The sequence below is a fragment of the Hanamia caeni genome (genome assembly GCF_003721595.1).
In the GTDB taxonomy this organism is placed as follows: domain Bacteria; phylum Bacteroidota; class Bacteroidia; order Chitinophagales; family Chitinophagaceae; genus Ginsengibacter; species Ginsengibacter caeni.
Genome location: NZ_RJJR01000001.1, coordinates 233,879 through 260,041, shown reverse-complemented (window position 1 = coordinate 260,041; position 26,163 = coordinate 233,879). Strand labels below are relative to the sequence as shown.

General features: G+C 39.4%; 25 protein-coding genes. 18 read left to right on the top strand and 7 right to left on the bottom strand.

What is annotated here, in order from left to right; translation table 11 throughout:
* Positions 1–80 precede the first annotated feature (80 nt).
* The 4 genes from EFY79_RS01220 to EFY79_RS01205 all read left to right on the top strand — a co-directional run bounded on the left by EFY79_RS01220 (position 81) and on the right by EFY79_RS01205 (position 3,671).
* The gene (locus EFY79_RS01220) at positions 81–455 is read left to right on the top strand and encodes a hypothetical protein (RefSeq protein WP_123118844.1); all 375 of its coding nucleotides are present in this window, start codon (positions 81–83) and stop codon (positions 453–455) included.
* Positions 456–565: 110 nt separating this feature from the next.
* Entirely contained in the window at positions 566–1,276 is a 711-nt protein-coding gene (locus tag EFY79_RS01215) for a DedA family protein (protein WP_123118843.1), read from the top strand.
* Between the two features lie 12 nt (positions 1,277–1,288).
* The gene (locus EFY79_RS01210) at positions 1,289–2,056 is read left to right on the top strand and encodes a TerC family protein (RefSeq protein ID WP_123118842.1); all 768 of its coding nucleotides are present in this window, start codon (positions 1,289–1,291) and stop codon (positions 2,054–2,056) included.
* A gap of 340 nt (positions 2,057–2,396) precedes the next feature.
* Positions 2,397–3,671, top strand: coding sequence for a M23 family metallopeptidase (locus EFY79_RS01205; RefSeq protein WP_123118841.1), 1,275 nt, complete (start codon positions 2,397–2,399; stop codon positions 3,669–3,671).
* A 229-nt stretch (positions 3,672–3,900) separates the two neighbouring features.
* Here the strand turns inward: EFY79_RS01205 and EFY79_RS01200 are convergent, their stop codons facing one another.
* Positions 3,901–6,525 carry a glycoside hydrolase family 2 protein gene (locus EFY79_RS01200; protein ID WP_123118840.1) on the bottom strand — a complete coding sequence of 875 codons (2,625 nt, stop codon included), beginning with the start codon at positions 6,523–6,525 and terminating at the stop codon, positions 3,901–3,903.
* A gap of 183 nt (positions 6,526–6,708) precedes the next feature.
* Here EFY79_RS01200 and EFY79_RS01195 point away from each other — a divergent pair, with 183 nt between their 5' ends.
* Entirely contained in the window at positions 6,709–8,115 is a 1,407-nt protein-coding gene (locus EFY79_RS01195) for a hypothetical protein (RefSeq protein WP_123118839.1), read from the top strand.
* A gap of 62 nt (positions 8,116–8,177) precedes the next feature.
* Here the strand turns inward: EFY79_RS01195 and accC are convergent, their stop codons facing one another.
* From accC to efp, 4 genes are all read right to left on the bottom strand, one after another.
* Complete coding sequence (gene accC, locus EFY79_RS01190) at positions 8,178–9,515, bottom strand: acetyl-CoA carboxylase biotin carboxylase subunit (RefSeq protein ID WP_123118838.1); 1,338 nt, start codon at positions 9,513–9,515, stop codon at positions 8,178–8,180.
* A gap of 117 nt (positions 9,516–9,632) precedes the next feature.
* Positions 9,633–10,025: a four helix bundle protein gene (locus EFY79_RS01185; protein ID WP_123118837.1), complete on the bottom strand. Its 393-nt coding sequence runs from the start codon at positions 10,023–10,025 to the stop codon at positions 9,633–9,635.
* A gap of 75 nt (positions 10,026–10,100) precedes the next feature.
* The gene (gene accB / locus EFY79_RS01180) at positions 10,101–10,580 is read right to left on the bottom strand and encodes an acetyl-CoA carboxylase biotin carboxyl carrier protein (protein ID WP_123118836.1); all 480 of its coding nucleotides are present in this window, start codon (positions 10,578–10,580) and stop codon (positions 10,101–10,103) included.
* A gap of 102 nt (positions 10,581–10,682) precedes the next feature.
* Positions 10,683–11,249, bottom strand: a complete 567-nt coding sequence (gene efp / locus EFY79_RS01175; RefSeq protein WP_123118835.1) for an elongation factor P — start codon at positions 11,247–11,249, stop codon at positions 10,683–10,685.
* 157 nt (positions 11,250–11,406) lie between these two features.
* Here efp and EFY79_RS01170 point away from each other — a divergent pair, with 157 nt between their 5' ends.
* The 8 genes from EFY79_RS01170 to EFY79_RS01135 all read left to right on the top strand — a co-directional run bounded on the left by EFY79_RS01170 (position 11,407) and on the right by EFY79_RS01135 (position 18,893).
* Entirely contained in the window at positions 11,407–11,907 is a 501-nt protein-coding gene (locus tag EFY79_RS01170; RefSeq protein WP_123118834.1) for a TlpA family protein disulfide reductase, read from the top strand.
* 128 nt (positions 11,908–12,035) lie between these two features.
* Positions 12,036–12,533 (top strand): TlpA family protein disulfide reductase, encoded by a 498-nt coding sequence (locus tag EFY79_RS01165; RefSeq protein WP_158605115.1) that lies wholly within the window; start codon positions 12,036–12,038, stop codon positions 12,531–12,533.
* A 137-nt stretch (positions 12,534–12,670) separates the two neighbouring features.
* Positions 12,671–13,603, top strand: coding sequence for a malate dehydrogenase (locus EFY79_RS01160; RefSeq protein ID WP_123118832.1), 933 nt, complete (start codon positions 12,671–12,673; stop codon positions 13,601–13,603).
* 171 nt (positions 13,604–13,774) lie between these two features.
* Positions 13,775–14,953 (top strand): acyl-CoA dehydrogenase family protein, encoded by a 1,179-nt coding sequence (locus tag EFY79_RS01155; RefSeq protein WP_123118831.1) that lies wholly within the window; start codon positions 13,775–13,777, stop codon positions 14,951–14,953.
* Positions 14,954–14,986: 33 nt separating this feature from the next.
* Positions 14,987–15,280, top strand: a complete 294-nt coding sequence (locus EFY79_RS01150) for a DUF433 domain-containing protein (RefSeq protein WP_123118830.1) — start codon at positions 14,987–14,989, stop codon at positions 15,278–15,280.
* On the top strand, positions 15,277–15,774 hold the full coding sequence (locus tag EFY79_RS01145; protein ID WP_148041820.1) for a shikimate kinase: 498 nt from the start codon (positions 15,277–15,279) through the stop codon (positions 15,772–15,774). The genes EFY79_RS01150 and EFY79_RS01145 overlap by 4 nt, the downstream gene beginning before the upstream one ends.
* A gap of 168 nt (positions 15,775–15,942) precedes the next feature.
* Positions 15,943–16,347 (top strand): DUF423 domain-containing protein, encoded by a 405-nt coding sequence (locus EFY79_RS01140; RefSeq protein ID WP_123118828.1) that lies wholly within the window; start codon positions 15,943–15,945, stop codon positions 16,345–16,347.
* A 74-nt stretch (positions 16,348–16,421) separates the two neighbouring features.
* Entirely contained in the window at positions 16,422–18,893 is a 2,472-nt protein-coding gene (locus tag EFY79_RS01135; protein WP_123118827.1) for a DNA translocase FtsK, read from the top strand.
* 27 nt (positions 18,894–18,920) lie between these two features.
* On the opposite strand, the gene ytxJ is transcribed toward EFY79_RS01135, so the two are convergent.
* On the bottom strand, positions 18,921–19,256 hold the full coding sequence (ytxJ, locus tag EFY79_RS01130) for a bacillithiol system redox-active protein YtxJ (RefSeq protein ID WP_123118826.1): 336 nt from the start codon (positions 19,254–19,256) through the stop codon (positions 18,921–18,923).
* Positions 19,257–19,508: 252 nt separating this feature from the next.
* On the opposite strand from ytxJ, the gene EFY79_RS01125 reads away from it, so the two are divergent.
* The 3 genes from EFY79_RS01125 (at position 19,509) to EFY79_RS01115 (ending at position 22,517) form a co-directional block, all read left to right on the top strand.
* Positions 19,509–20,858: a UDP-N-acetylmuramate--L-alanine ligase gene (locus EFY79_RS01125; RefSeq protein ID WP_123118825.1), complete on the top strand. Its 1,350-nt coding sequence runs from the start codon at positions 19,509–19,511 to the stop codon at positions 20,856–20,858.
* Between the two features lie 21 nt (positions 20,859–20,879).
* Entirely contained in the window at positions 20,880–21,647 is a 768-nt protein-coding gene (locus EFY79_RS01120; protein ID WP_123118824.1) for a 3'-5' exonuclease, read from the top strand.
* Positions 21,648–21,713: 66 nt separating this feature from the next.
* Entirely contained in the window at positions 21,714–22,517 is an 804-nt protein-coding gene (locus tag EFY79_RS01115) for a polyprenol monophosphomannose synthase (protein ID WP_123118823.1), read from the top strand.
* 11 nt (positions 22,518–22,528) lie between these two features.
* Here the strand turns inward: EFY79_RS01115 and xerD are convergent, their stop codons facing one another.
* Positions 22,529–23,434: a site-specific tyrosine recombinase XerD gene (gene xerD / locus EFY79_RS01110; RefSeq protein ID WP_123118822.1), complete on the bottom strand. Its 906-nt coding sequence runs from the start codon at positions 23,432–23,434 to the stop codon at positions 22,529–22,531.
* Positions 23,435–23,574: 140 nt separating this feature from the next.
* On the opposite strand from xerD, the gene EFY79_RS01105 reads away from it, so the two are divergent.
* Both EFY79_RS01105 and EFY79_RS01100 read left to right on the top strand, forming a co-directional pair.
* Entirely contained in the window at positions 23,575–24,153 is a 579-nt protein-coding gene (locus EFY79_RS01105) for a YkgJ family cysteine cluster protein (protein ID WP_123118821.1), read from the top strand.
* A gap of 315 nt (positions 24,154–24,468) precedes the next feature.
* Positions 24,469–26,160, top strand: a complete 1,692-nt coding sequence (locus tag EFY79_RS01100; protein ID WP_123118820.1) for a L,D-transpeptidase family protein — start codon at positions 24,469–24,471, stop codon at positions 26,158–26,160.
* Positions 26,161–26,163: the final 3 nt, after the last annotated feature.

The window sequence follows — 26,163 nt, the reverse complement described above, 5'->3', positions numbered from 1 at the left end:
TGTGATTGCTTTATTAAAACAATAACATTTAAGGTGCTGTTTTTCAAATATATTTGCTGCCATTAATTTGTAAGGTGAAGATGAATTCAATCGAAAATACGCTTTTAAAAAGCAGGCTACTGGCCCTCATCTTCATTTTATTAAACACAGTTTGCAGCGCAGCGCCCTCCATCAATAATGCTTTTGTAACAAAGGCCCAAAACAGCTTTCAGACGGTATTGCAAGTGGCAAATAATATTGAAAGCGAAGAAGCTTTTGCTGAAACGTCCACCTGCATCATCAACCATAGAAGTGGTTGTTCCAATTTTGGTACAGGCGAAAAAATTTCAGATAAAAAAAGCGGGCCTTCTGCAAGTACCGGCAACCAAATCAAAACCAATTTTTTTATCAAGCTGTCAACGCTGCTGCCTGCGCCCAGGTATTACAATTTCCTCTTCCGGTATAATTTATTTTGATTGGCTTGGTTGGACACAGCGTATTCTGATAGCCTGATTCTTATTTACCTGTAAAATATTTTTCACTGGCCTCTGCAACTATTGCATGCTCAAATTTTTCAAACAAAAACATGGAAACCATCATTCAACTTTTACATAATCTTATTGACCCGGATTGGATTGTTAATCACGGAGGGTTGTATATCGTAGCCCTTATCGTGTTTGTTGAAACGGGTTTATTTTTTGGTTTTTTCCTGCCGGGCGATTCACTACTGTTTGTTGCAGGAATGATAATCGCCAATACATTATCCCCATTTGCTGTACCACTGGTTAATTTGCTTTACTGGATAGCGCTGGTAACAGTTGCCGGTGTTATTGGAAACTACGCGGGGTATTGGTTCGGGAGAAAATCTGACAAATTCCTTTTTAATAAAGATCGCTGGTTTTTTAAAAGAAAGCATCTGTTACACGCAGAAGAATTTTACGCCAAAAAAGGAGGAAGCGCCATTATCATTGCGCGATTTTTGCCGGTGATCCGCACGTTTGCACCCATCGTAGCTGGCATGGTAAAAATGAAGGTGGGCAAATTTTCCCTTTACAACATTATTGGCAGCTTTGTATGGGTAGCCAGCATTGTTACTGCAGGCTTTTTGCTCGGCGAAAATGAATGGGCTAAAGAACACCTGGAAAAAATAATTCTCGGTATTTTGGTGATTACAACCGGGCCAATTTTGCTGAATTTTCTTTTTAGAAAAAAGAAAAACAGTTTGCAAAAAACCGTAGTTTTCCCCGTGAAGAAAAATGCGGACGCGCCCAAAATGCTCAACAGCAAATCAATTTAAAAATCACAACAGATGGAATTTACTTTCCCGGATTTTACGCATCCTGCTATTTGGATAAGCCTGCTAACGCTTACCTTTTTGGAAATTGTTTTAGGAATAGACAATATAATTTTCATATCAATTGTAGCTGGCAAATTGCCGGCAAACCAGCAGCGCGCCGCACGCAATATTGGTTTGCTGCTGGCAATGGCCTTCAGAATAGGTTTATTATTATCTATCAATTGGATTATTAGCTTTAAAGAACCGATCGTTAATATTCCGGCCATAGACGGTTTTTCAGATGAACCGCTGGGATTAAGCATCAAAGACCTGATATTGATGGCCGGAGGCTTGTTCCTTATCGTAAAAAGCACCCTCGAGATTCATCATAAATTAAAGCATCCGGAGGATACTGAAATTAAGCCCAAAGGAAAAGTTACAGGCATGAGGTCGGTTATTATCCAAATCATTTTAGTAGATGCTGTGTTTTCATTTGATTCAATACTGACCGCCGTTGGGCTTGTGGATAATGTAGTAATTATGATAATAGCCGTTGTTATATCCATCATCATCATGATGCTTTTTGCAGGGCCGGTTACCAAACTCATCAACCGCCACCCTACTTTGCAAATGCTCGCGCTTTCGTTTTTGGTGGTGATTGGTGTAGTGCTGATAGCTGCTTCCCTTCACCAGGAAGTAAGCAAAAGCATTATCTATTCCTGTCTTGGATTTTCCCTGTTGGTAGAGATACTCAATATTAAGTTAAGACAAAGAAGTGAAAAATCCAGGAAGCATGCTTAATCGCTGACCTTGATATTTTTTAAAATCGGGGTCATAGAAAAACATTTTAGAATAAAATCGGGCAGATACAATGAGCGCATTTCAATTTGATTTCAGAAATGTAAAAAGTTTCACAATAGATACAAAAAATTGAATGCGGCTTTTTATTCCAATTTGAATATTGCATCTTTGCCATAAGCGTCAAGGCGTAAGGAAAATTGATAACACCTGTTTATATTGGCGCTTCGCCGCATGTTTGCGGAATTATTCCTTTCCCGTCTTTTTGAATTAGCCCGCAGAATCTCTGCGGATGCTGACGGGATTAGTTGATAAAAATTTGCTGTTACAGCCTTAAGGTATAATGAATCGGAAAAAAAAACTTTCAGTAAAATCCATTACACTTATAGTTACCGGCATCATTGCTGCGCTTATTTTGATATTACAATTGATACAGCCGGGCAGCAAAGCCACTGCAAAAGAATTACCACCTGTTGCCAAACCTGAATCTACGACCATTCGTTTTGGCCTGCCCCTGGATTCCTTTTTTGTAGAAGAAGGTACGCTCGACCGCAACCAGTTTCTTGCCGACATTTTAAAAGATTATGGCATTGACAACGCAACGGTTTTGCAGCTTGCTGAAAAGGCGCGGAATATATACAGCGTCCGTAAATTAGACGCGGGCAAGCCGTACACCATACTATGTACCAAAGATTCCATCCAAAAGGCACTGTATTTTATTTACCAGCCTGATCCCGTAAATTATGTAGTGTATGATCTCCGCGATACCATGGCCGTATATACCGGCAAGCGGCCGGTAACCACGCAAATGGCCAGCCTTGGAGGTACTATAAACAGTTCGCTCTATGAAACCCTTGAGCAGAATAATGCCGATCCTGACCTTGCAGTAAAACTTGCCAAAATATTTGCGTGGACGATTGATTTTTATTCTATTCAAAAAGGAGATTGGTTCAAAATAGTGTATGAACAGCAATTTGTTCACGGCAAGCCCATCGAATCCGGCTCCATCAGGGAAGCTGTTTTTTCGCACAGCGGCGAGGTGTACAAAGCATATTATTTTGAAGCAGACAGCACCGGCGGTGGTGAATTTTATAATGAAGAAGGAAAAAGTTTACGCAAAGCATTTTTAAAAGCGCCTTTAAAATTCAGCCGCATTACGTCCCACTATAATCTTCACCGTTTTCATCCCATATCAAAAAGATGGAAAGCGCACCTGGGAACAGACTTTGCAGCGCCATCAGGCACCCCTATTCTTTCGACCGGCAGCGGCGTGGTGATTGAATCCCGGTATAGTCGTTTTAATGGAAATTATGTGAAAATTAAACACAATGCCACTTACACAACCCAATACCTGCACATGAGAAAAAGAGCCGTTAAAAAAGGGCAACAGGTAACACAGGGCCAGGTAATTGGCTACGTAGGAATGACAGGGCTCGCTACGGGGCCACATGTTTGTTACCGCTTTTGGAAAAACGGGAAACAGGTGGATCCGTTAAAGCAAAAATTCCCTGCAGCAACGCCCATTAGTCCGCAGGATATGCCGGCATTCCGTCAATTGGTAGATTCAGAAAATATAGTGCTTGCCAGAATTCCGGTTGATACTTCCGGGGTGAATTGATTGCTTTTGCCGCTTGCCCATCTGTACCAGTAAATAAACAATTATCGCTATTTTTTATTTTCAGACACCATTCACGATTGACCATTCAAGATTGACCATTCAACGATTCTCAAATACAAACCCACTTTTTCTCTTGCATTATGTCCGGTTGAAGGACGTGGATTGCTGAAATATGAATCGTTCATTGAAACAACAAATACTTATAATTTCTATTTTCTTATCATCCGAATTACTTTATCCCAATCACCCGCTCCTCCACGTTCCATCCATATAATTCCACTGCTGCATTTTCATTGGCGCCAGGCGTATAATCAATAGTGATTTTTTTAGTCTCGCCCGGTAACACCGAAATATAATTGTCAGTGTAAAACGCCGGCAATATTCTTTGCTTCGTTTTGGAATTCACCAACGAAAGCCTGTTGAAAAATGCAATAGGATTTTCTTTTGAATTACTGATTGTTACTTCTATTTTTCCAGGTTCCATTTTATGCGCTGTAACTTCTACGGTTGCTTTTTTCATTTGCTGCAATCCTGAATAATTACCTGTGGAATCCGGCAGCCAATATAAATTATCGTCCAGCAAATTTTTGTTTTCATCCAGCAAAGACAAATAAAGAAACACCCCCTTATCGTGTGCCATTCTATCAATTGCATTTTTTAGAGATAAATATTTTTTAGAGCTGGTTGGTTCAATGTAGGAAAATACCTGTGTAAGAACTCTTCCTTTACCATCCATATCAAACGCCTCCGCTTTCAACATGATATTACGCTTTTCGGTAAACGTGTTATTGGCGATCATCACCATTCCATCTGCATTATCGTACATCACATGAAATGCCTCGCTTCCTTTATGCAAACCATACAGGCATGCATTGGGATCGAGATAATAATCATACATCTGCCCACGCAAAGCTGTCCACGGATTTTGTGTTTTCCAAATGATAACGCCAGTGTACCATTCCCACATGTGAGCACTAAACCCTTCCATCAATGCACGATATTGATCGTAATTCGCTAACTGAGCTTTGTCCGCAAAATCTTTTACATCCGTTGGTTTGCCATAAGCATCGATATGATTACCGTAACCGCTATACTTATGATACCGCCATACGCTGTCCATGTTCCTGTAATCTTCATTCGGAAGAACCAGATTTTCTTTTGGTATAAATCTTTTCAATGACGCATAATCGCCCATTCCAACAGAACCTATTTCTGAGTTAAAAGGATAGGTTTGGTGTGCCCAAAAAGCATTGATATTTTGTATACCGTAAGGCCCGTCGCCATTGCCTCCATAAGGATTGTACGACATGCTATCAGAATTAGAATATTCTATAAAATATCTTGTATCATCCAACTTCGGCATAATGGAATCGCGCATCGCAACTAAAATATCTTCAGGCGGAGTAATTTCATTACCACCACACCACAAAGCGAGCGAAGGATGATTGCGCAGCATCTTCACCTGGTCAACCACCGAAGCCAAAAACAATTGATGATCATCAGGATATTTTCTTCTTGTCCATTGATCGTCTTTTTTCTTTGGATCCATCCAGCGGCCGTTGCAATCACCGGAGTTCCAGAAATCCTGCATCACCAGCAATCCATATTTATCGCACGCATCATAAAATTCCGGGCGCTCTGTAATCGCGCCGCCCCAAACGCGAATCAGATTCAATTTCATATCCCGGTGAAACCGGATCTCCGCATCGTAACGTGCATCAGTAAAACGAAGCATCTCGTCAGAAATGATCCAATTGCCACCTTTGACAAATATTTTTTGCCCGTTTACCAACACTTCGCGGCTACGGGTTGTAGTGTTCCAAACCGTATTGATTTCACGCACGCCAAATTTTATATCTTCTGCATCACTTGCTGAACCGTCATCTTTTATAAACTGTACATTGCTGTTGTATAGGTTTTGCGGGCCATAGCCATTGGGCCACCAAAGTTTTGGATTCTTCAAAACATAATCCGGCAATTGCAAGTTAATATTTGTGTTGGGAGGAACAGAAGCATTCGTGGAAATTTTTTCTCCCGCGACAGAATACTCCAACGTGCCATGCACTTCTTTATCAGTTGCATTGTTTAATTCAGCAGACACTTTTATAGTGGCCGGCGCCTGCTCTCCTTCAACAAATCTTTTGCCCGGAACAAGTGTGATCACATGCGTGTTTTGTACCTTAACAGCGCCGGTTCTTTCAATCGTTACTTTATCCCAAATACCCGTGTTGCGATCTCGCACAGGTTGTATCCAATCCCAGCCCGCTACATACTGATGCGAAACATTTTTTGCAATAGTGCCGTCGCCGCCCTGTCCGCCATTGGGGTCACCAACAGGATCCGGCGGATAGACAATCACCGCCAACCGGTTCTTTCCATTTTTCGTCAGCCACTTTGTAATATTATATTGCTGCCGCAAAAACATTCCATAAAATCTTTTATCATTCAGTTGGTGGCCGTTCAGAAAAACATCGCAACTATAATTGATGCCCCGAAAATGCAGCCACACCTGTTCTTCAGCGCTGGTACTTTTTTCTGTAAAATCTTTTACAAACCAGTAAGTGTAATAGTCACTGCCCGTGTTATAGATATCAGGAATTTTTTCATTGTTCATTCCATAGAATGGATCGGGTACCATTTTATTGTTGAGCATCGTGGTAAGCACCGTGCCGGGCACCGTTGCAGGCATAAAACCTATTAAAGAAAAAGACAGTTGCGAAATTTTTTCTCCATTCTTATTTATGTCTTTTACATTGATGCATTTCCATCCGCTGTTGAGTTCGTATGGTTGTTGCGCATGGGCGGTGGCACCAAAAACACACAGGGCTAAGAAAAGGAATCCTTTGAACTTCATGGGAAAATTGTTGAGTTTAGGTGGAATTGCAAATTACAGGAAAATATAGAAAGTTATTTTGGTATCCTGCATGATATAGTTTGTTCATGCCTGCAGAACGGAAAATAAAAACCCCAGAATTTGCCTGCTTACTGTTGCCGGCCGCGCAAATAAATTAACTTTCCGCGAAATTTGCATCCGGTTATGAAAACCAATTACTTTCTTTTTTTCATCCTGGTTTCATTGTATACAATCGCCTGCGGCGGAAGTAGTCATCATAAAGACGCAAACATTGATTCCTCTTTAATTAAACGGATTGATATTTCCTCGGTTCTTCCGAAAGACAGTATCATCCCCAAAGTAGTTTGTGGCTCAGATCCGGCAATGTCGTATGCCTTGTATATTCCATCATCAAAAAATAATAACCCTTTGCCCGTGGTTTATTTTTTTGATCCGCATGGGAATGGTGTGTTGCCGGTTAAAAAATATAAATCTTTGGCCGACAGCTTTCATTTCATTTTAGCAGGAAGCAACGATTCAAAAAATGGCAACAACCTGGATGACGCCGGAAAGATTTTTACAGCAATGAAAGATGATCTTGTAAAAAGAGCCAACGTAAACGCCGACCGAATTTATCTATGCGGATTTTCAGGAGGCGCTAAGGTAGCTACGTATTTGGCACTCCACTTTCCTGGAATAAAAGGGATCGTTGCAAATGGCGCAGGACTTGAAGATATTACCCACGCAGGTGATTTTACATTCAGCTATACGGCGATAGCCGGCGAGGGTGATTTAAACATGACTGACCTGGCCGCCATTGAAAATCTTTTGGATAAAACCCACACACGCCACAGTATTATTTATTTTGACGGCATCCATGAATGGGCTCCCGAAACAACGATGGCTATTGCTTTTGAAGGCTGGCAGTTGGAAGCGATGCGCGATAAGTTAATTCCCGCTGATAGCTTGTTTACTCACCAGTTTGCAGCGCAACTGAAAGAAATTGTCAATAAAAAAATGAAGCAAAATCAACTAATCCAGGCACAGCAAAATTGTAAGCTTGCCGCGACTATGTTGCAGGGGTTTCAAGATGAACAAAATTGGTTTGTACAAAAGCAAAGTGCAATTACTCGATCAAATATTTTTCAACAACAAAAAGAGCAAAGACGACAATTATTGGCCAAAGAAGAAAAATTAAAATTCGATTACCAGCAAAAATTTGCAGACACGGATGCGGGCTATTGGGAAAAGACGATAAAAGAGGTAAAGGCCAAATCCCGACTGAAAAATGCCGAAAGCCAGATGTATCAACGGTTACAGGCATATCTTTCCTTAGCGTTTTATACTATCAGCAACCAGATGATTAACCGTAATGAAAATAAAATCGCCGAGTTTTTCGTAGCGCTTTACAAAATGGCCGACCCAACAAATAGTGAAGCATGGTATTTTTCCGCGATTTTAGATGCGCGAAATAATGAAGCAGAAAAAATCAGAAAAGACTTGGAAAAGGCCATAGCCCTTGGCTTTAATGATAAAAAGCGGTTGATGCAACAGCCTGAATTTGCGCAACGAAATATCGATGTAAATGAAATTGAAAAACAGATAAAGTAGAAGCTGTTATTTCTTCCTGAACTTAAGGAAATAAAAAAGACTTTTTTTATGCCTTTACTGTATTAAACCATTTTGAAATCTTCCAGAAACTTGGTAGTGAAATTTCCTTTCCTGAACTGCTCATTTTGCATCAGTTGAAGATGAAAAGGAATGGTAGTTTTGATACCTTCGATCACATATTCGCTTAAAGCTCTGTACATCGTGTCAATAGCCTCATCCCGCGTCTGGGCCATGGTAATCAATTTTCCAATCATGCTGTCATAATAAGGCGGAATTACGTAGCCCGCGTAGCAATGGCTGTCAACGCGCACGCCATGTCCGCCCGGCTGATGAAGAACGGTGATGCGGCCGGGAGAAGGCCGGAAATCGTTATAAGGATCTTCGGCATTTATCCTGCATTCTATTGCATGCATTTCAGGATAATAATTTCTCCCTGAAATTTTTTCACCGGCGGCAATCTTTATTTGCTCTTTAATCAAATCGTAATTCACTACTTCTTCTGTAACACAATGCTCCACCTGGATCCTCGTATTCATTTCCATGAAATAAAAATCACGGTTTTTATCCACCAGGAATTCAACAGTACCCACGCTTTCATAATTGATAGCAGAGGCTGCTTTGATGGCCGCTTCTCCCATTCTTTCGCGTAATTCCGGCGTCATAAAAGGGGAAGGGGATTCTTCCACCAGCTTTTGGTGGCGGCGTTGAATAGAACAATCTCTTTCGCTAAGATGGCACACATTTCCATATTGGTCGCCGGCAATTTGAATTTCTATATGATGTGGCTCCTCCACATATTTTTCCATGTAAATACCGTCGTTCTTAAACGCAGCGCCTGCTTCAATTTTCGCCGTTTCAAATGCCCTTTCCATTTCTTTTTCGCTCCAAACTACGCGCATGCCTTTACCTCCCCCACCGGCAGTTGCCTTTAAGATAACGGGATAGCCTACTTTTTTGGCCGATTTTTTTGCATGGTTCACATCTTCCAGCAAGCCCTCTACGCCAGGAACAACGGGCACTCCCGAAACAATCATCGTTTCCTTAGCCGTAATTTTATCGCCCATAGAATTAATCATCGCGGGAGTTGGTCCGATAAATTTAATGCCGTGGTCAAAACATATCTGGGCAAACTTTGCATTTTCTGCCAGGAATCCATATCCCGGGTGTATGGCATCCGCATTGGTAATTTCAACCGCCGCCATAATGTGTGGAATATTCAGGTAGCTGTCTATGCTGGCTGGCTTACCGATACAAACCGCTTCATCAGCAAATTTTACATGCAGGCTGTCTTTATCGGCTGTAGAATAAACGGCCACCGTTTTGATGCCCATTTCTTTACAGGTTCTGATTATCCTCAGGGCTATTTCGCCCCTGTTTGCAATGAGTATTTTTTTAAACATCTTTTTAATGTGCCAATTAGCTAATTAGCTGATTAGTTGATGTGCTAACGTGCTAATCTCAGTTTTAATTTTTAAGAATTTTAAGTCTTCTTTTTAAATATACTTTCTTTTAATTCGCTAAAAAATGAAAAAGTCCATCACAGAACTTATCGGGGTTTTTCTTTTAGCCGTTCCTAAAATCTTATTAATAACCTTTTGAACCGATTCAAGTTTTAAGAGCAATGAATCACATTCGGGGTATCTGTCTGAATAGTTGCATAATAAAAGCCAGTATTGAGTTTCATCGGCTTCTTTTGCAGCAATTTTAATTTTATGAATAAAATCTATTTTGCTTTCGGCATTCTGAGCTTCTGTACAATTTGCGCCAATTGAAGTGCCCGATTTGAGTAGTTGCCTGCTGATTGTATATTTTTTCCTCTCATCAAGAAGATCGCAATAATCTATAATTAATAATGAAAATTCGAAAGTGAGTTTCAGAATAGGATTTGATTCAATTTCTTCCTTCTTCATAAATAAGAATTATATAGAAAAGAGAAAATTTACCATGCTTAAATTAGCATATCAGCTAATTAACTAATTAACTAATTAAGCCGGCTCTACCAAAAACAATGGCTGATCAAACTCTACCGGAGAGGCATCTTCTACCAGCACTTTCACAATCTTTCCGGCTACTTCACTTTCTATTTCATTAAATAATTTCATGGCTTCTATAATACAAACTACCTGGCCCACTTCTACCTCATCGCCCACGCTTACAAAAATGGGTTTGTCGGGCCCGGCCTGGCGATAAAAAGTCCCGATCATGGGACTTTTAATGGTAAGAAGATTTTCCTGCTTTGCGGATTCCTGCCTGGTTTCAGATGACTTTGGCAAGCCAGCAGGAGCAGCGGCTATCGCCGGCTGCTGTATCGCCTGAAACGGTTGCATCATTGGCTGGCCGATAATCGGCGCCGGATCTTTTTTCTGCTTTATGGTAATTTTAAAACCTTCTTGTTCAATCATCAATTCACCAATATTGCTCTTATTTACAAGCTTTACCAATTCATGAATTTGCTTAATGTCCATACAGGATATCGTATTTAGGTTATAAAAAACTAGTAGCTAAGGTACTTTTTAAATTGAAAATTAAGGGAATAAATGTAAACAAAAATTAGTGGAACTGGCCGCTTATTCTTTCACTCTTTCAACATATTCGCCGTTTTTTGTGTTCACCCTTATCAGTTCGCCTTCGTTTACAAATAAGGGAACATTTACGGTAGCGCCTGTTTCCACCGTTGCCGGTTTAAGTGTTTTCGTGGCGGTGTCGCCTTTTAAACCAGGCTCGCTGTAAGTTACTTTCAGCACAATTTTATCGGGCAATTCAACTCCCATCGGAAGGTCGGTTTCCGTATTTATCAACACAGATACTTCCTGGCCATCTTTTAAAAACTGGGGAGCATCTATCAACTCAGGCGATACTACAATCTGTTCATAATTTTCAGTGTTCATAAAGGTATAGCCGGTATCATCTTTAAAAAGATATTGATAGGGCCTCTTTTCAACACGCACCGGAAAAATAGTTTCACCACTGTTCCACGTCTGTTCGATGGTGCGCCCGTTGTCTACGCCTTTTAATTTTGCCCACACCTTTGCAGCCGCGCGCGCAGTTTTATTTTGTCCGAATTCAATGACAGTATAAAGACTACCATCAATTTTTAAAATCAGTCCTGTCCGGATATCAGAAGTAGATGCCATATAAAAAATTTTTTGAGGCAGCAAAGGTAAAAGAATTGACGTAATGGCTGAGCTATTTCTAAAAAAACGTGGTTCCCAATTCTTAAACAACTGCTAAACTAACGCTGTATGCCCCGTGAATTCATACTTTTACATAGTTTTATTAAAAATCATTTCTGTGAAATATTTATTCATTTTTTCATTTTTATTTCTTGTTTCTTTCTCTGCATTTTGCCAGAAAGATTCAGCCGGGCAACCGGCTCCTTATCTTCAATATCCTACCATACCTGCATTTACGCTTTATAGGGCGCCGGATAGCAGCGCCTTTACGAGGGAAGATTTGAAGAAAAACAAGAATACTATTTTCATCGTGTTCAGCCCGGATTGCAGTCATTGCCAGAATGAAGCGAAGATGATTACCCAAAATATAAAGCAATTTAAAAACACGCAATTTGTAATGCTTACTTATTTGCCTTATGAAGAGATGATGGCGTTTTATAAAGTTTTTCGCATTTACAATTATCCGCAAATAACGATGGGCCGGGATACCAAATTTTTCTTCCCCATTTATTTTGGCGTAAAAAATCTGCCTGGCATCTATATTTATGATAAAAACGGGCGCTTTAAAAAATCATTCGAGGGCGATGTAAAACCGGAAACGATTTTGGCCGAGTTGTAAATTTTCTTTGTCTAAACATCAAAATAAAAAAGGCAATTATTTGTTGGTTCACTGTCTATTTTTAATCACGGGATGCGGTTCCATTTTCCGCTTTGGCGATTTTTATTAGTTTTATAAAAAAAATTATGATGAAAAGATTTTTAGTTTTTGTTTGCTGCTTATGTATTTCTTACGGCGGATTTTCACAGACGAAGAACACCCCGGAATATATAAAAAACCCCGTTATTCCTGAGTTTACCGTTTACACCGCACCCGATAGCTCTGTATTCACCAAACAAAATCTTAAAGAAAACAAACCCACATTAATTATGATTTTTAGCCCGGAATGTGGGCATTGCCAAAATGTAACAAAGGAACTGGAAGAATATATGGGTCATTTCAAAAATACCCAAATCCTGATGGTAACCTGGCTTCCGTATACCGAGATGATGGCATTTTATCACAATTATAAAATTGCCGAATACCCACAGATTGTGATGGGCTGGGATAAAAAAGATTTTTTCCTACCCTATTATCACGTTCAAATGTATCCTGGAATAGTGGTTTATGACAAGCATGGCAAATACGTAACCTCTTTCAACGGTGATGTAAAAATGGAAGACGTGGCCAAAGCACTCGGTGAATAAATTGAATAACTTACAACTTACAACTTACAACTTTCAACTTACAACTTTCAACTTTCAACTCCTATCCGGTAAAATAATAATACAATACCTTTGAACTGTAATCCTATTTTTAAAAAATTAATAATAAAAAAAAAGAAATGAAAGTAACTGTAGTAGGTGCCGGAGCAGTTGGCGCCACAGCGGCAGACAACATTGCCCGGAAAGAACTTTGTGAAGAATTAGTTTTATTGGATATTAAGGACGGCATCACAGAAGGAAAAGCAATGGATTTCGCGCAAAGCCAAACACTTTTGGGAAGCGATACAAAAATTATTGGCAGTACCAATGATTATTCCAAAACAAAAGGCAGCAATGTAGTGGTGATTACTTCAGGTGTGCCCCGCAAACCCGGGATGTCGCGTGAAGAATTAATCGGCATCAACGCTGATATTGTTGAAGGTGTAGCACTGAAAATATTGGAAGAATCACCGGAAGCTATTCTTGTGATAATCAGCAATCCGATGGATACGATGACCTACCTGGCTTTGAAAGCCACCAAACTTCCCAAAAACAGGATTATCGGCATGGGAGGAATTTTAGACAGCGCCAGGTTTAAATATTTTCTATCTACTGCAATGAACGTATCCGCCCAGGATTTGCAGGCAGTAGTAATCGGGGGGCACGGAGATACCACGATGATTCCCCTTACCAGGTTAGCCACTTACAACAGCACTCCGGTTTCCAATTACCTTGATGAAGAAACTTTGAATAAAGTAGCCGCAGATACGATGGTTGGTGGAGCTACGCTTACCAAATTATTAGGCACCAGTGCATGGTACGCGCCCGGAGCCGCAGCAGCTACGTTAGTGGAAGCGATTGTACGCGATGAGAAAAAATTGATTCCTTGTTCAGTTTTGCTTGACGGCGAATATGGACAAAAAGATATTTGCATTGGCGTTCCGGTAGTAATAGGCAAAACCGGTTGGGAAAAAATAATTGATTTTAAACTGAATGAAGACGAGCAGGCAAAATTCAACAAAAGTGCGGATGCGGTAAGAAATATGAATGCTGCCTTAAATAAAATTGGCTAAGATTTTTTTTATAATTGAACCGGCGTAATTGATTGCGCCGGTTTTTTTATTTCTCGGATTTGCATTGATTTGCCAGGCAAGGAAGTATCCGTTTAAAGTTATCTTTGAAGTAACGTAATAGAAGTAAAGCAGGAAATAACCTGTTTTTATTTTTAATCAAAACACTTTACGATGGCACAAGATCTTTTTCAATCACCGGACTATTTTAATGTGGATGAGTTGCTGACTGATGAACAAAAACTCATCAGGGAAAGCGTTCGCAATTATGTGAAGAAAGAAATCTCTCCCATCATTGAATCGTATGCACAGAAAGCGGAATTCCCACAGCAAATCGTAAAGCAATTGGGCGACCTTGGATGTTTTGGGCCAACTATTCCTGAGGAATACGGCGGTGGCGGATTGGATTATATTTCCTATGGACTAATGATGCAGGAACTGGAGCGCGGGGATAGTGGCGTACGCAGTACTGCCAGCGTGCAAGGCTCCTTGGTAATGTTTCCCATTTTTGAATATGGGACTGAAGAACAACGAAAAAAATACTTACCCAAATTAGCCAGCGGCGAATGGCTGGGATGTTTTGGATTAACAGAACCTAACTATGGAAGCGATCCCGCAGGAATGCTGAGTAATTTTAAAGACGATGGCGATCATGTTATTTTAAACGGAAGTAAAATGTGGATCAGCAATGCGCCGTTTGCGCAGATCGCTGTGGTTTGGGCAAAAGATGAAAACGGGGAAATTCACGGATTGATTGTTGAAAGAGGAATGGAAGGATTTACCACGCCCACAACACATAGCAAGTGGAGCCTTCGCGCCAGCGCCACCGGCGAATTGGTTTTTGATAATGTGAAAGTGCCGAAGGAAAATATTTTACCCAACATCAAAGGATTGAAAGGACCGCTGAACTGCCTTACCAAAGCGCGATATGGAATTGCATGGGGCGTGGTGGGCGCAGCAATGGACTGTTACGATACCGCACTACGTTATTCTAAAGAAAGAATCCAGTTTGATAAACCGATTGGAAGTTTTCAATTGCAACAAAAAAAACTGGCGGAGATGATCACTGAAATCACAAAGGCACAATTGCTTAACTGGCGACTGGGCGTTTTGATGAATGAAAAAAAGGCTACGCCGCAGCAGGTAAGCATGGCCAAAAGAAATTCATGCGTGATAGCAACGCAGATTGCGCACGATGCCCGTCAAATGCTTGGCGGAATGGGCATCACAGGCGAATACCCCATCATGCGCCACATGATGAACCTGGAAAGCGTGATTACTTATGAGGGCACTCATGACATTCATCTTTTAATAACCGGAATGGATATTACGGCAATGAATGCGTTTAAATAAAAATCGAATTTTTATTGTAATAAAAATTTTTAAATGGAATCTGAATTATATAAAAGCATTGTTTCTAACTCTGAAGTATGCGGCGGACGAGCAACAATAAAAGGAACAAGATTAACTGTCAAAACTATTATGGAACATGTTATAGCAGGTGATAGTGATGAAATTTTATTAGAAGCTTTTCCCAGGTTGACTAAAGAAAGTTTGAAGCATTGCAAAGAATTTACAACGTTGCTTCTTGATAGCAAAACTTTAATGAATTCATTTGATTATAAAAATGAGAATGCATCTATAGATATGATTCCACGAAAAAAAATCAGAAAATTTTGAACCAAAATATTTTTTTAATCGGTTTTATGGGAAGCGGCAAATCTTACTGGGGCCATATCTGGGCTCAGCAAAAAGGCTTAACATTTTACGACCTGGATACGGAAATCGAAAATTCTTTCGAACTTCCCGTGGAACTAATATTTGAAAAGCACGGCGAAGAAAAATTCCGGGAAATGGAAAGATATCACCTCCGCAAATTTGAAAGCAATAAAAATCATCTGATCGCCTGCGGCGGTGGCACACCCTGCTTTTTTGATAATCTTGAATGGATGAAAAAACATGGCAAGGTCGTGTATTTAAAAGCTTCGCCGGAATATATTTTAAAAAGAGTGATGGCCGAAACCGAAAAAAGACCTCTGCTAAAAAAAGTTAACCCTTCAGAATTGCTCTTTTTTATTCAGCAAAAATTAAAAGAACGTGAGCCGGTTTATCTACGTGCAGACTACATATTGGATGTGGAAACGCTCAGTAAAGATTCACTGGATCTTCCATAAAAAACAAAAGCGAAACTTTTCCCTTAAATGATTGTAAAAAGTTGAATTTAGTTTGATCACTCTTTTATGTTCTAATTTTATCAAAAAGAAGTTGATCTATAAATAAAATATGGGCAGCCTTAGATTAAAAAATCACATTAAAAGTTTGCCTGCTGAAAAATAAAAATTATGCATAAGGGATTTTTGAAAACGGCTGCATTTTTAGGCGCTTTATCGGTAGCACTGGGAGCATTTGCAGCGCATGGCCTAAAGGGCTCTGTTTCACCGCAAGCTCTAGAAATTTTTGAAACCTCTGTTAAATACCAATTTTATCATGTTTTCGGTTTGTTAGCCGTTGGAATTATTTATAAAGAGTTTTCTTCAAAAATCCTTGTTTGGGCAGGCAGGTTATTTATCGCCGGAATTATTTTATTCTGTGGTTCCCTGTATATTCTCACCGCTACAATAGCTTCCGGTGAAACTTCATTTAACTGGATTGGAGCCATTACACCTTTTGGCGGACTGTGTTTTATTCTCGGCTGGATTTTCCTTTTTTGGGGTTTCAGAAAGAAACAGGCTGTTGAATTTCCTTAATTAAAAATTAAATAAACCTTTTGCATTTTTACGCTGGTAAAAAATGAAATTTCCATTCCCTATCTTTGTCGCTGATGGCATCTAACGGCAAAAAAAACAGTAAATCAAAGGCGGCGGCTTCTTCTAAACTCAAAGCTGATAAGGTTGAAAAAATAGAGGTTAAAAAACTGATTCATGACGAACGCTCGCGTAAAATAGCAGGATCATTTTTTATCCTGGCGGCCTTTCTGTTGTTCATCGCATTTACTTCCTATCTGTTTACCTGGCAGCAGGACCAGTCAGGCCTCAGGGAGGCCAAAATATTTTTTCCTGACGAAAAGCAACATTTTGCAAACTCCCTCGGCACATTCGGAGCCTGGATTTCAGATTTATTTTTTCGTGCAGGGTTCGGAATCGCTTCTTATTTATTTTGCCTTTTATTTTTTGTAATTGGTGTTAACCTTATTGCTCCGCGCAAAATCTTTTCAGTAAAAAGAAATATCAGGTACGTTATTGTGGGCCTTTTGGTAATCAGTGTTTGCGCTTCTTTTATTTTTCATTCGCCGAATCCGCGTTCTTTTGGAACAGCAGCGCCCGAGTTTTTCTGGGGTGGTAAAGTGGGCGATATGATAAATGATTGGCTACAGCAAATGATTGGCTATGTAGGAACATTTGCACTTTTGCTGGTTTGCTTATTCAGCTATATCATCTGGCGTTTCAATCCCGCGTTCAATTTGCATAAAGTAAGAAAAATAAAAAGTTCCCTTTTCACCGGTATTGTGGCTGGCGATGATAATGTCGTGGATGAAGAAACGAAAACTCCTGCCCCTTTTATTCCTTTGACTTCTACTCCGTTAAAAGAAAATGCGGAGTTTGAACATCAATTTGAGGTGGTCGAAAAAGATGAAGAACCCACATTTACTGACAGATTTAAAAAAGAAGAAAAAAAACTGGTTATAAGAGATAATGCGCCGGACAGCGGTTTAACGCTCGAGGTAAAAAATGCTGAAGCTTTAGAGGAGCAGGAAGAAGAGCCTGCACCTGTAAAACCGAAATTGCCCCAACAGCTTTATGATCCCGTATTAGATTTAAGAAATTACAAATACCCTACGCTGGATTTATTGGAAAATCATGGCAATGATAAAATTGTGCAGGATGTTTCTGAGTTGGAAGAAAATAAAAACCAGATTATTCATACGCTGCGCAATTATGATATAGAAATACAAAAAATTTTTGCAACAGTAGGTCCTACGGTCACTTTATATGAAATCATTCCGGCGCCGGGCGTGCGCATTTCACGAATCAAAAACCTGGAAGATGATATTGCTTTAAGCCTTGCTGCGCTGGGCATCCGTATCATCGCGCCTATCCCAGGAAAAGGAACAATTGGTATTGAAGTGCCCAACTTCAAAAAAACCGTGGTGAGCATGAAAGCGCTGCTGAATTCTGATAAATTTGTAAACAGCAATTTCACGCTGCCCATCGCCATCGGCAAAAAGATCGACAACGAAAATTTCATTGTAGACCTTACTTCAATGCCTCATTTATTAATGGCGGGCGCTACCGGCCAGGGGAAATCTGTAGGATTGAATGCCATATTGGTTTCGTTACTTTATAAAAAACATCCATCTCAATTAAAATTGGTTTTAATAGACCCAAAGAAGGTAGAATTAAGCATTTATAAAAGCATTGAAAAACATTTTCTGGCTAAACTACCCGGTGAGGAAGAAGCGATCATAACTGACACCAAAAAAGTAATACATACTCTAAATGCACTTTGCATTGAAATGGATAACCGTTACGATTTGTTGAAGGAAGCTGGAACAAGGAATATAAAAGAGTACAACCACAAGTTCATTAACAGAAGATTAAACCCGGAAAAAGGCCACCAGTTTTTACCATTTATTGTGTTAGTAATTGATGAATTTGCCGACCTGATAATGACTGCCGGCAAAGAGGTAGAGATGCCGATTGCCCGCCTGGCACAGCTTGCGAGAGCTGTGGGCATCCACCTGATTATTGCTACGCAGCGGCCTTCTGTAAATATTATTACCGGAACCATCAAGGCGAACTTCCCTGCAAGAATTGCCTTTAAAGTAAGCAGCAAGATTGACAGCAGGACAATTTTGGATATTGGCGGAGCTGAGCAACTGATAGGCAAGGGCGATATGCTCATAAGTTATAATGGTGAGCTCACCCGTCTTCAATGTGCTTTTGTAGATACGCCAGAAGTAGATAAGATTACGGATTTCATTGGCGACCAGCAAGGCTATACTGAAGCATTTATGTTGCCTGAGTATGTAGATGAAAAAGAATTTGAAAACAAAACATTTGATGCCAACGATCGTGATCCTCTTTTCGATGACGCTGCAAGATTGATTGTTCAAAGCCAGAGTGGAAGCACTTCATTGCTACAACGAAGGATGAAACTTGGTTACAATCGTGCCGGGCGGCTCATGGATCAGCTTGAAGCCGCTGGGATTGTAGGCCCCAACCAGGGAAGCAAAGTGCGCGATGTAATGGTAAAAACAGATGCAGAATTGCAACAATACCTGAGTGGTGATTAACAGTAAAGCAAGAAATAAAAGGCTTTTTTATTTTTGCGCAACTACTTCTTCAATCTCATCAAAAACGATAGCACTGTGGCTTTCATCGTAAATGCAATTGCCGTTATTAATCACCAATACCTGAGGAGATTCGTGCATTACATTAAATTGAGAAGCAATTCTGTTTGAAATATTCCTGTATTTGAAGAGATCAACAAGATAGAAATTGATACCGGCAGGATTGTCATTTCTCTCGAGCCGGTTTTTAACCATTTTACTGGTTCCACACCGGGTGCTATGCTTAAAAATTACCTGGGGTGTGGTATTTGAGGCTGAAATTATTTCGTCGAGTTGTTTTTCATTTTCCAGGAGTATCCAGTTCATACAGGCTTTTAAAATATTTAATAAACAATTCCTTCTGACATTGGGCAGCCTGTCTTTCGTGAGCTACTACAGGAAGAAAATGTAAAGGCTGCAAGGCATACAACAATAAGCAGAACAAAAAATTTTTTCATAGATAATGTTTTTATTGGATTTAGATTTGCAAATTTAAAACAAGAGATTTAATGTATTTTCTTAAAAACGTGCTATATTCCAAACTTTAGAATTAATTAACGAAAAACAGCAATAAAAATTATGCGTGTCCATTTTATTTCCATCGGGGGAAGCGTAATGCACCAGTTGGCGATCGCTTTAAAGAAAAAAGGAAGTACCGTAACGGGAAGTGATGATGAAATATTTGAACCCGCAGCCACTAATTTAAAGAATGAAAATCTTTTGCCTTCCGAAAATGGCTGGCACCCGGAATTGATTACTCCTGAAACAGATGCTGTCATCCTGGGAATGCATGCAAAGGAAGATAATCCCGAACTCAAAAAAGCAAAAGAGCTGGGCCTGAAAATTTATTCCTTTCCTGAATATATTTTTCTCGAAAGCCTTCATAAAAAAAGAATCGCAGTTGGAGGCAGCCATGGCAAAACGACTACCACGGCCATGATAATGCATGTCTTAAATTCCCTACATTTTGATTTTGACTACCTGGTGGGCGCATCTTTAAAAGGTTTTGAACAAAGCGTAAAAATTACGGAAGCGCCTGTTATTGTTTGCGAAGCCGATGAATATCCCGCCAGCGCAATCGAAAAAAAACCAAAATTTCATTTTCTTTTTCCACACATCGCGGTGATCACCGGCATAGCATGGGATCATATTAACGTATTTCCAACATTTGAGTTTTATCTCGAGCAATTTATAATTTTTGTCAACAAGATTGAAAAAAACGGTATACTTATTTATAATGAAACTGACCAGGTTTTGAAGAAACTCGTTGAATCTCATCGCAGAGATGATATTTCTTATGCTCCTTACCATCTTCCGGAGCACACAATTGACGAAGGAAAAACCATCGTAACGATAGGCAACACCGGTTCAACTTTAAAGGTGTTCGGTAATCATAATCTTTTAAATTTGCAGGCAGCATGGCTGGTTTGCAAAGAACTCAATATTAGCGAAAAAGCATTTGCCGGTGCGATTTCAGATTTTGAAGGAGCTGCTAAAAGGTTGCAGTGGATAGGTTCAAAAAACGACGGAAATATTTACAGGGATTTTGCTCATGCGCCTAGTAAAGTGAAAGCAAGTATCGATGCTGTTAAAGAACAATTTCCAGATAAAAAATTAATTGCGATACTTGAATTACATACTTTTAGCAGCCTCAATAAAGAGTTTATGAATGAATATGGCGGAGCAATGGCCAATGCAGACGAGGCAATAGTATTTTACAGCCACCACGCCCTTGAATTGAAGAGGATGAATTTCCTGGAACCTGCCCTTGTAAAGCAAGGATTTAAGAAAGAGAACCTGGTGGTGATAAATGAAAGGCAGGAATTAGAAGAAAAGCTCAGACAATATGATTTAAAAAATGCGAATTATCTTTTTATGAGTAGTGGAAACTATGATGGAATGAATATACTTACTACTCTGAATATTTAAATTTAAATTACCAAATCCAATATGGCATTACAATTAACACGACCTCTTGTTTTTATTGATCTCGAAACTACAGGAACTAACATCGCTATTGATCGGGTTATCGAAATTGCAATCGTTAAAATTCTACCAGATAGAACCCGGCATGTAAAACACAAGCTGATAAACCCGCAAATGCCCATTCCAAAAAGCAGCACTGACATTCACGGAATAACGGACGAAAAAGTTAAGGACGCGCCAATTTTTAAAGAAGTGGCCAACGAATTAAAGCAATTTATCGACAATGCTGACTTATCTGGCTATAATTCAAACCGCTTCGACATTCCTTTACTGATGGAAGAGTTTCTGAGGGCCGGCATTTCAATCGATATGGCGAACAGGAGAATGCTGGACGTTCAAACTATTTTTCACATGATGGAAAAAAGAACGCTGGCTGCGGCTTACAAATTTTATTGTGAAAAAGATTTACAGGATGCTCACTCCGCAGAAGCAGATGCATCCGCAACCTGGGAAATCCTTGAAGCACAATTAGAAAGATACGCGCATCTCGGGCAAACATTGGATACTGTTCTTCAATTTACCGGCGAAGAAAAATTCGTGGATTTTGCACGGAGGTTTATTATGGATAAAGATGTGGAAGTTTTCAATTTTGGCAAGCACAAAGGGCGCAGCGTGGCCCAGGTGTTGAAAGCTGAACCTCAATATTACGATTGGATGATGAAGGGAGATTTCCCTTTGCACACCAAACAAAAACTTACTGAAATTTTTAACAGAACTCTTCTTAAGAAATAAACAAATGAACGGTTTTGAAATACCATAACAAATAATTTATTAATTTCATTCGAAATACAGCAATCGTTGGAAAAGCTTTTAATTATACCCACTTATAATGAAAAGGAAAATGTTACGTCTTTACTAAAAGCTGTATTTAACTTACAACAAGGCTTTCATGTGCTTATTATTGATGATGGCTCGCCCGACGGGACTGCGGAAATTGTCAAAAATCTTTTTAATACCTATCCCGGTAGATTGTTTTTGGAGGAAAGAAGAGGAAAGTTTGGATTAGGCACAGCTTACCTGCATGGCTTCAGGTGGGCGCTTAACAGGGGATATGAATTTATTTTCGAAATGGATTGCGATTTTTCTCATAATCCGAAAGATCTTGATAAACTATACAGGGCGTGCAAATATGGCGGCGCCGATGTTTCCGTTGGTTCAAGATATGTGAAGGAAGGAAAAGTTGAAAACTGGCCGGCGCTGAGAATCTTCATTTCCAAAGGTGCTTCCATTTATACCAGGATGATAACATTTATGCCTGTCAAAGATCCTACCGCCGGCTTTGTTTGTTACCGCAGCTACGTTCTGGAAGCCATCAATTTTGAAAAAATCAGTTTTGTCGGTTATGCTTTCCAGATTGAAATGAAATTTGCTGCGTGGAAACTGGGTTTCAAAATAAAAGAAGTGCCTATCACCTTCATTGACCGTCAATACGGGGTTTCAAAGATGAACAAAGGCATAGTAAAAGAAGGCATTTTTGGCGTTTTAAAATTGAAGTGGATGAGCATATTCAAAAATTACCGCAACCGCGTAAAAAATTATGACAGCTTGTTTAAAAATGAACCGGAATTAACTCCGGTAGAACAAAACGGGTCTGGCAACTGACTGCGATTCGATTAGCTTCCTTTAAATGAGGGATGAAATTGCTGAAGCGTTTCTCTTAAATATTCCCTGTCCAGGTGTGTGTAAATTTCAGTAGTGGTAATGCTTTCGTGGCCGAGCATTTCCTGCACTGCGCGCAAGTCGGCGCCGCCTTCCACAAGATGTGTGGCGAAAGAATGCCTGAATGTATGCGGTGAAATTTTTTTCGTAATTCCCGCTTTTCTTGCCGCCTCTTTTACTATCATAAAAACCATCACCCTCGAAAGGATTTTGCCTCTCCGATTTAAAAAAACAATGTCCTCATTTCCCTTTATAACGGTAATGTGTACACGAATTTTTTCGAGGTAAATTTTTACAAATTTAATTGCTGAGCTGCCAATAGGAATAAGCCGCTCCTTATCGCCCTTACCCGTCACGCGTATGTATCCTACATCAAAAAAAAGACAGGATAATTTTAAATTAACCAGCTCAGAAACGCGCAAACCGCAACTGTACAGCGTTTCAATCATTGCTTTGTTCCTGGTGCCTTCGGGCGTGCTTAGATCAAGTGATGCAATTATCTGTTCAATTTCCTGAAAGCTTAAAGTATCAGGAAGATGTTTGCCCAACTTAGGCGCCTCAAGCAATTCCGTCGGATTTGATATCGAGATTTGTTCCTGCAAACAATATTTATAAAATGCTTTTATTCCTGAAATAATCCTCGCCTGCGAAGCCGTAGTCATTCCCAATTCATTTATCCATTTCAGAAACTTGTCTAAATCTGCGAGCGCTATTTCTTTAGGTGACTTTTCAAAATTATGTAAGGAAAGAAACTGAGTAAATTTTTCGATGTCATGAATGTACGCATCAACAGAGTTTTCGGATAAAGATTTTTCCAGTTGCAAATAGGCTTTAAATCCCTTTTTATAAGGTTCCCACATGAATAAAGAAAATTAAAATTCGCGTTATTTATTATTTTACTGCACTTTTCCTGCTTCTTTCAGGAGACTTATATTTCTGTGAAATTAAAATAAAATAACGCTACTTTTATCTTAAATAAACACAGTTTTAGTACCGTTTTATGAATTCAATCCATCTGAAAAGATTAAAGAAAAATTTCGACCTCAGGCGAAAGTCATACAGGTATTTTATAACAAGAATAGAAAGCAAGCCGCCTGCCAATCTTGACAACCTGATGGAAGATGCAGAAAAGAAAGTATGGCAGGAGATAAATTGTCTTAGCTGCGCCAATTGTTGTAAAGTTATGAGCCCCACATACACTACGGCCGATATTAAAAGGATATCTGCACACCTTGGCATGAGGCCAAAAGATTTCAAAGAAAAATGGCTATACCGCGAGAAAAAAAATAACGACTGGATGAACCGTTCACAGCCGTGCCAGTTCCTTGATCTTACTACAAATATGTGCAGCATTTATGAAGTCAGGCCGGCTGATTGTGCAGACTTCCCGCATTTTCATCGAAGGCCTTCAACTGATTATTTTTATATTCATAAACAAAATATTGAATACTGCCCGGCCACCATGCTCCTGGTGGAAAAATTAAAAGCATCCATTCCCGCTCAATACCTGGCGGCCAATCGTTTTAGCGCCGTAAATGAAATATCTGTCAATTCAAATGAAGATGAAGCAGGAACGTAATGCCACGATTCATGCTTTATTAAATACATATTTTTCCATCCGAGTTTAATAAATGCCGATTTTTAAAATTTCCGGCCTGGAAAAGGCTATTTACATAAATATTCACCATCTTTTTTGACGAGGCCTTATTAATTTCTTTTGCAAAATTTTGGTAGATTTAATAGCAGTCAAACGATACTTATTAATTATTTTTGTTGAGTCATAGCCAGGTGTAACCCCATAAAATTGGAAAATACTATTAGCCCGGCTATTTTTATATAATATTCTATTTTTAGACTCCATTCATTTTAAGAAGTATAAAAGATTAAGTTATAGATGCTCAATAAATTTAAGTTCATAAATATACTTTGCCTTTCTTTAGCCGTGGTACTTTTTGCCTGCAACAGCCACAAAACAATCAAGCAAAAAGAAATAGTAAAGGCCCCGGAGAAAATGGATGAACAGGTCTCTGATAATATCAAATCTGTCCTTGATTATGCAGCTTCTTCGGGCGGAAAAATTAATGATTCCGTTCAATTATCCCAATTCAACCTCGTAAATAATTTTTATACCTCTAATAATTTTTCCGGGGTTTGGAGCAAGAGTGAAAAATGGAATTCTATTGCCGACTCTATGTTTGATTTTATAAAAAATTCTATGACCTACGGCCTGTATCCTGAAGATTATCATTTTTCAGCATTACAAAAAATAAGATCAAAGATTGAAAATGATAGTCTCGCACGAATGGATGCTGTAGTATGGACGAAAGCGGATCTTATGCTTACCGATGCATTCATGAATACGCTTAAGGATTTAAAAGAGGGCCGGATGGTAGACGATAGTGCTTCCATTGTTTCAGATAAAAAATATATTGATTCGTTCTTCATACCGAAAATAAAAAAAGCGATAACATCAAACACGCTCACCTCTATCTTTGAAAATGCGGAGCCGAAAAATATTTACTATACATCGCTTAAGGAAAAGCTTCCTGATTTTGTGAAAAACATGGATACCACAAAATATACCTACATCAATTTCCCGTATAGCGATACAGTAAAATTTTACACACAGCTCCATGAAAGGCTTGTCCAATCGGGAATTACACCTGTTTCCGCTATCGCTTCGGACTCTGTGTCTGTCAGCAATGAAGTAAAAAAATACCAGGCAAAACATAATCTTAAAATCGACGGGAAGCCGGGTCAGGAAACCATCTACAGGTTAAACTCTTATGATTTTGAAAAATTCAGGAGAATTGCAGTTACGCTTGACCGTTATAAAGAATTTCCTGAATTTCCTGAAAAATTCCTGATGGTTAATATCCCTTCTTTTGCCTTAAAAGTTTGGGATAATGATACTGTTGTATTGACCTCTAAGGTAATTGTCGGCAAACCTTCCACCCCTACCCCGGTTCTTCAATCAGCCATATCCAATATGGTCACCTATCCTAACTGGACGATTCCTGAAAGCATTATTAAGAAAGATATTTTACCTGCTTTGAAAGTGGATCCCGGGTATCTTGCCAGCAAAGGATTCAGCCTCGTGGATTATCATGGGCAGCTCGTAGATCCTTACTCGGTTAAATGGTCTAAATATAAAAAAGGCATTCCATGGAAAGTGGTGCAAGGCAGCGGAGATGATAATGCCCTCGGGATTTTTAAATTTAATTTCAGCAATCCATATAGTGTTTATTTGCATGATACCAACCAGCGCTATCTCTTTGCCAACTCCGACAGGGCGCTCAGCCATGGATGTGTGCGTGTTCAAAAATGGGAAGAGCTTGCTTTTTTTATTACAAAAAATGATAGCCTTGCTGCACCCAAAGGACACAAAATTTCGTATAATGCAGATTCAATAAAAACCTGGATTGCCAATGAAGACCGTAAATCAATTATGGTAAAAAAGAAGCTGCCTCTATACATTGAGTACTTTACCTGCGAGGCTACAAAAAATAAAATCGCATTCTACAAGGATATTTATAACAAAGACCAGGAACTGGAACAGAAATATTTTGCAGACAAAGTTTTATAAATT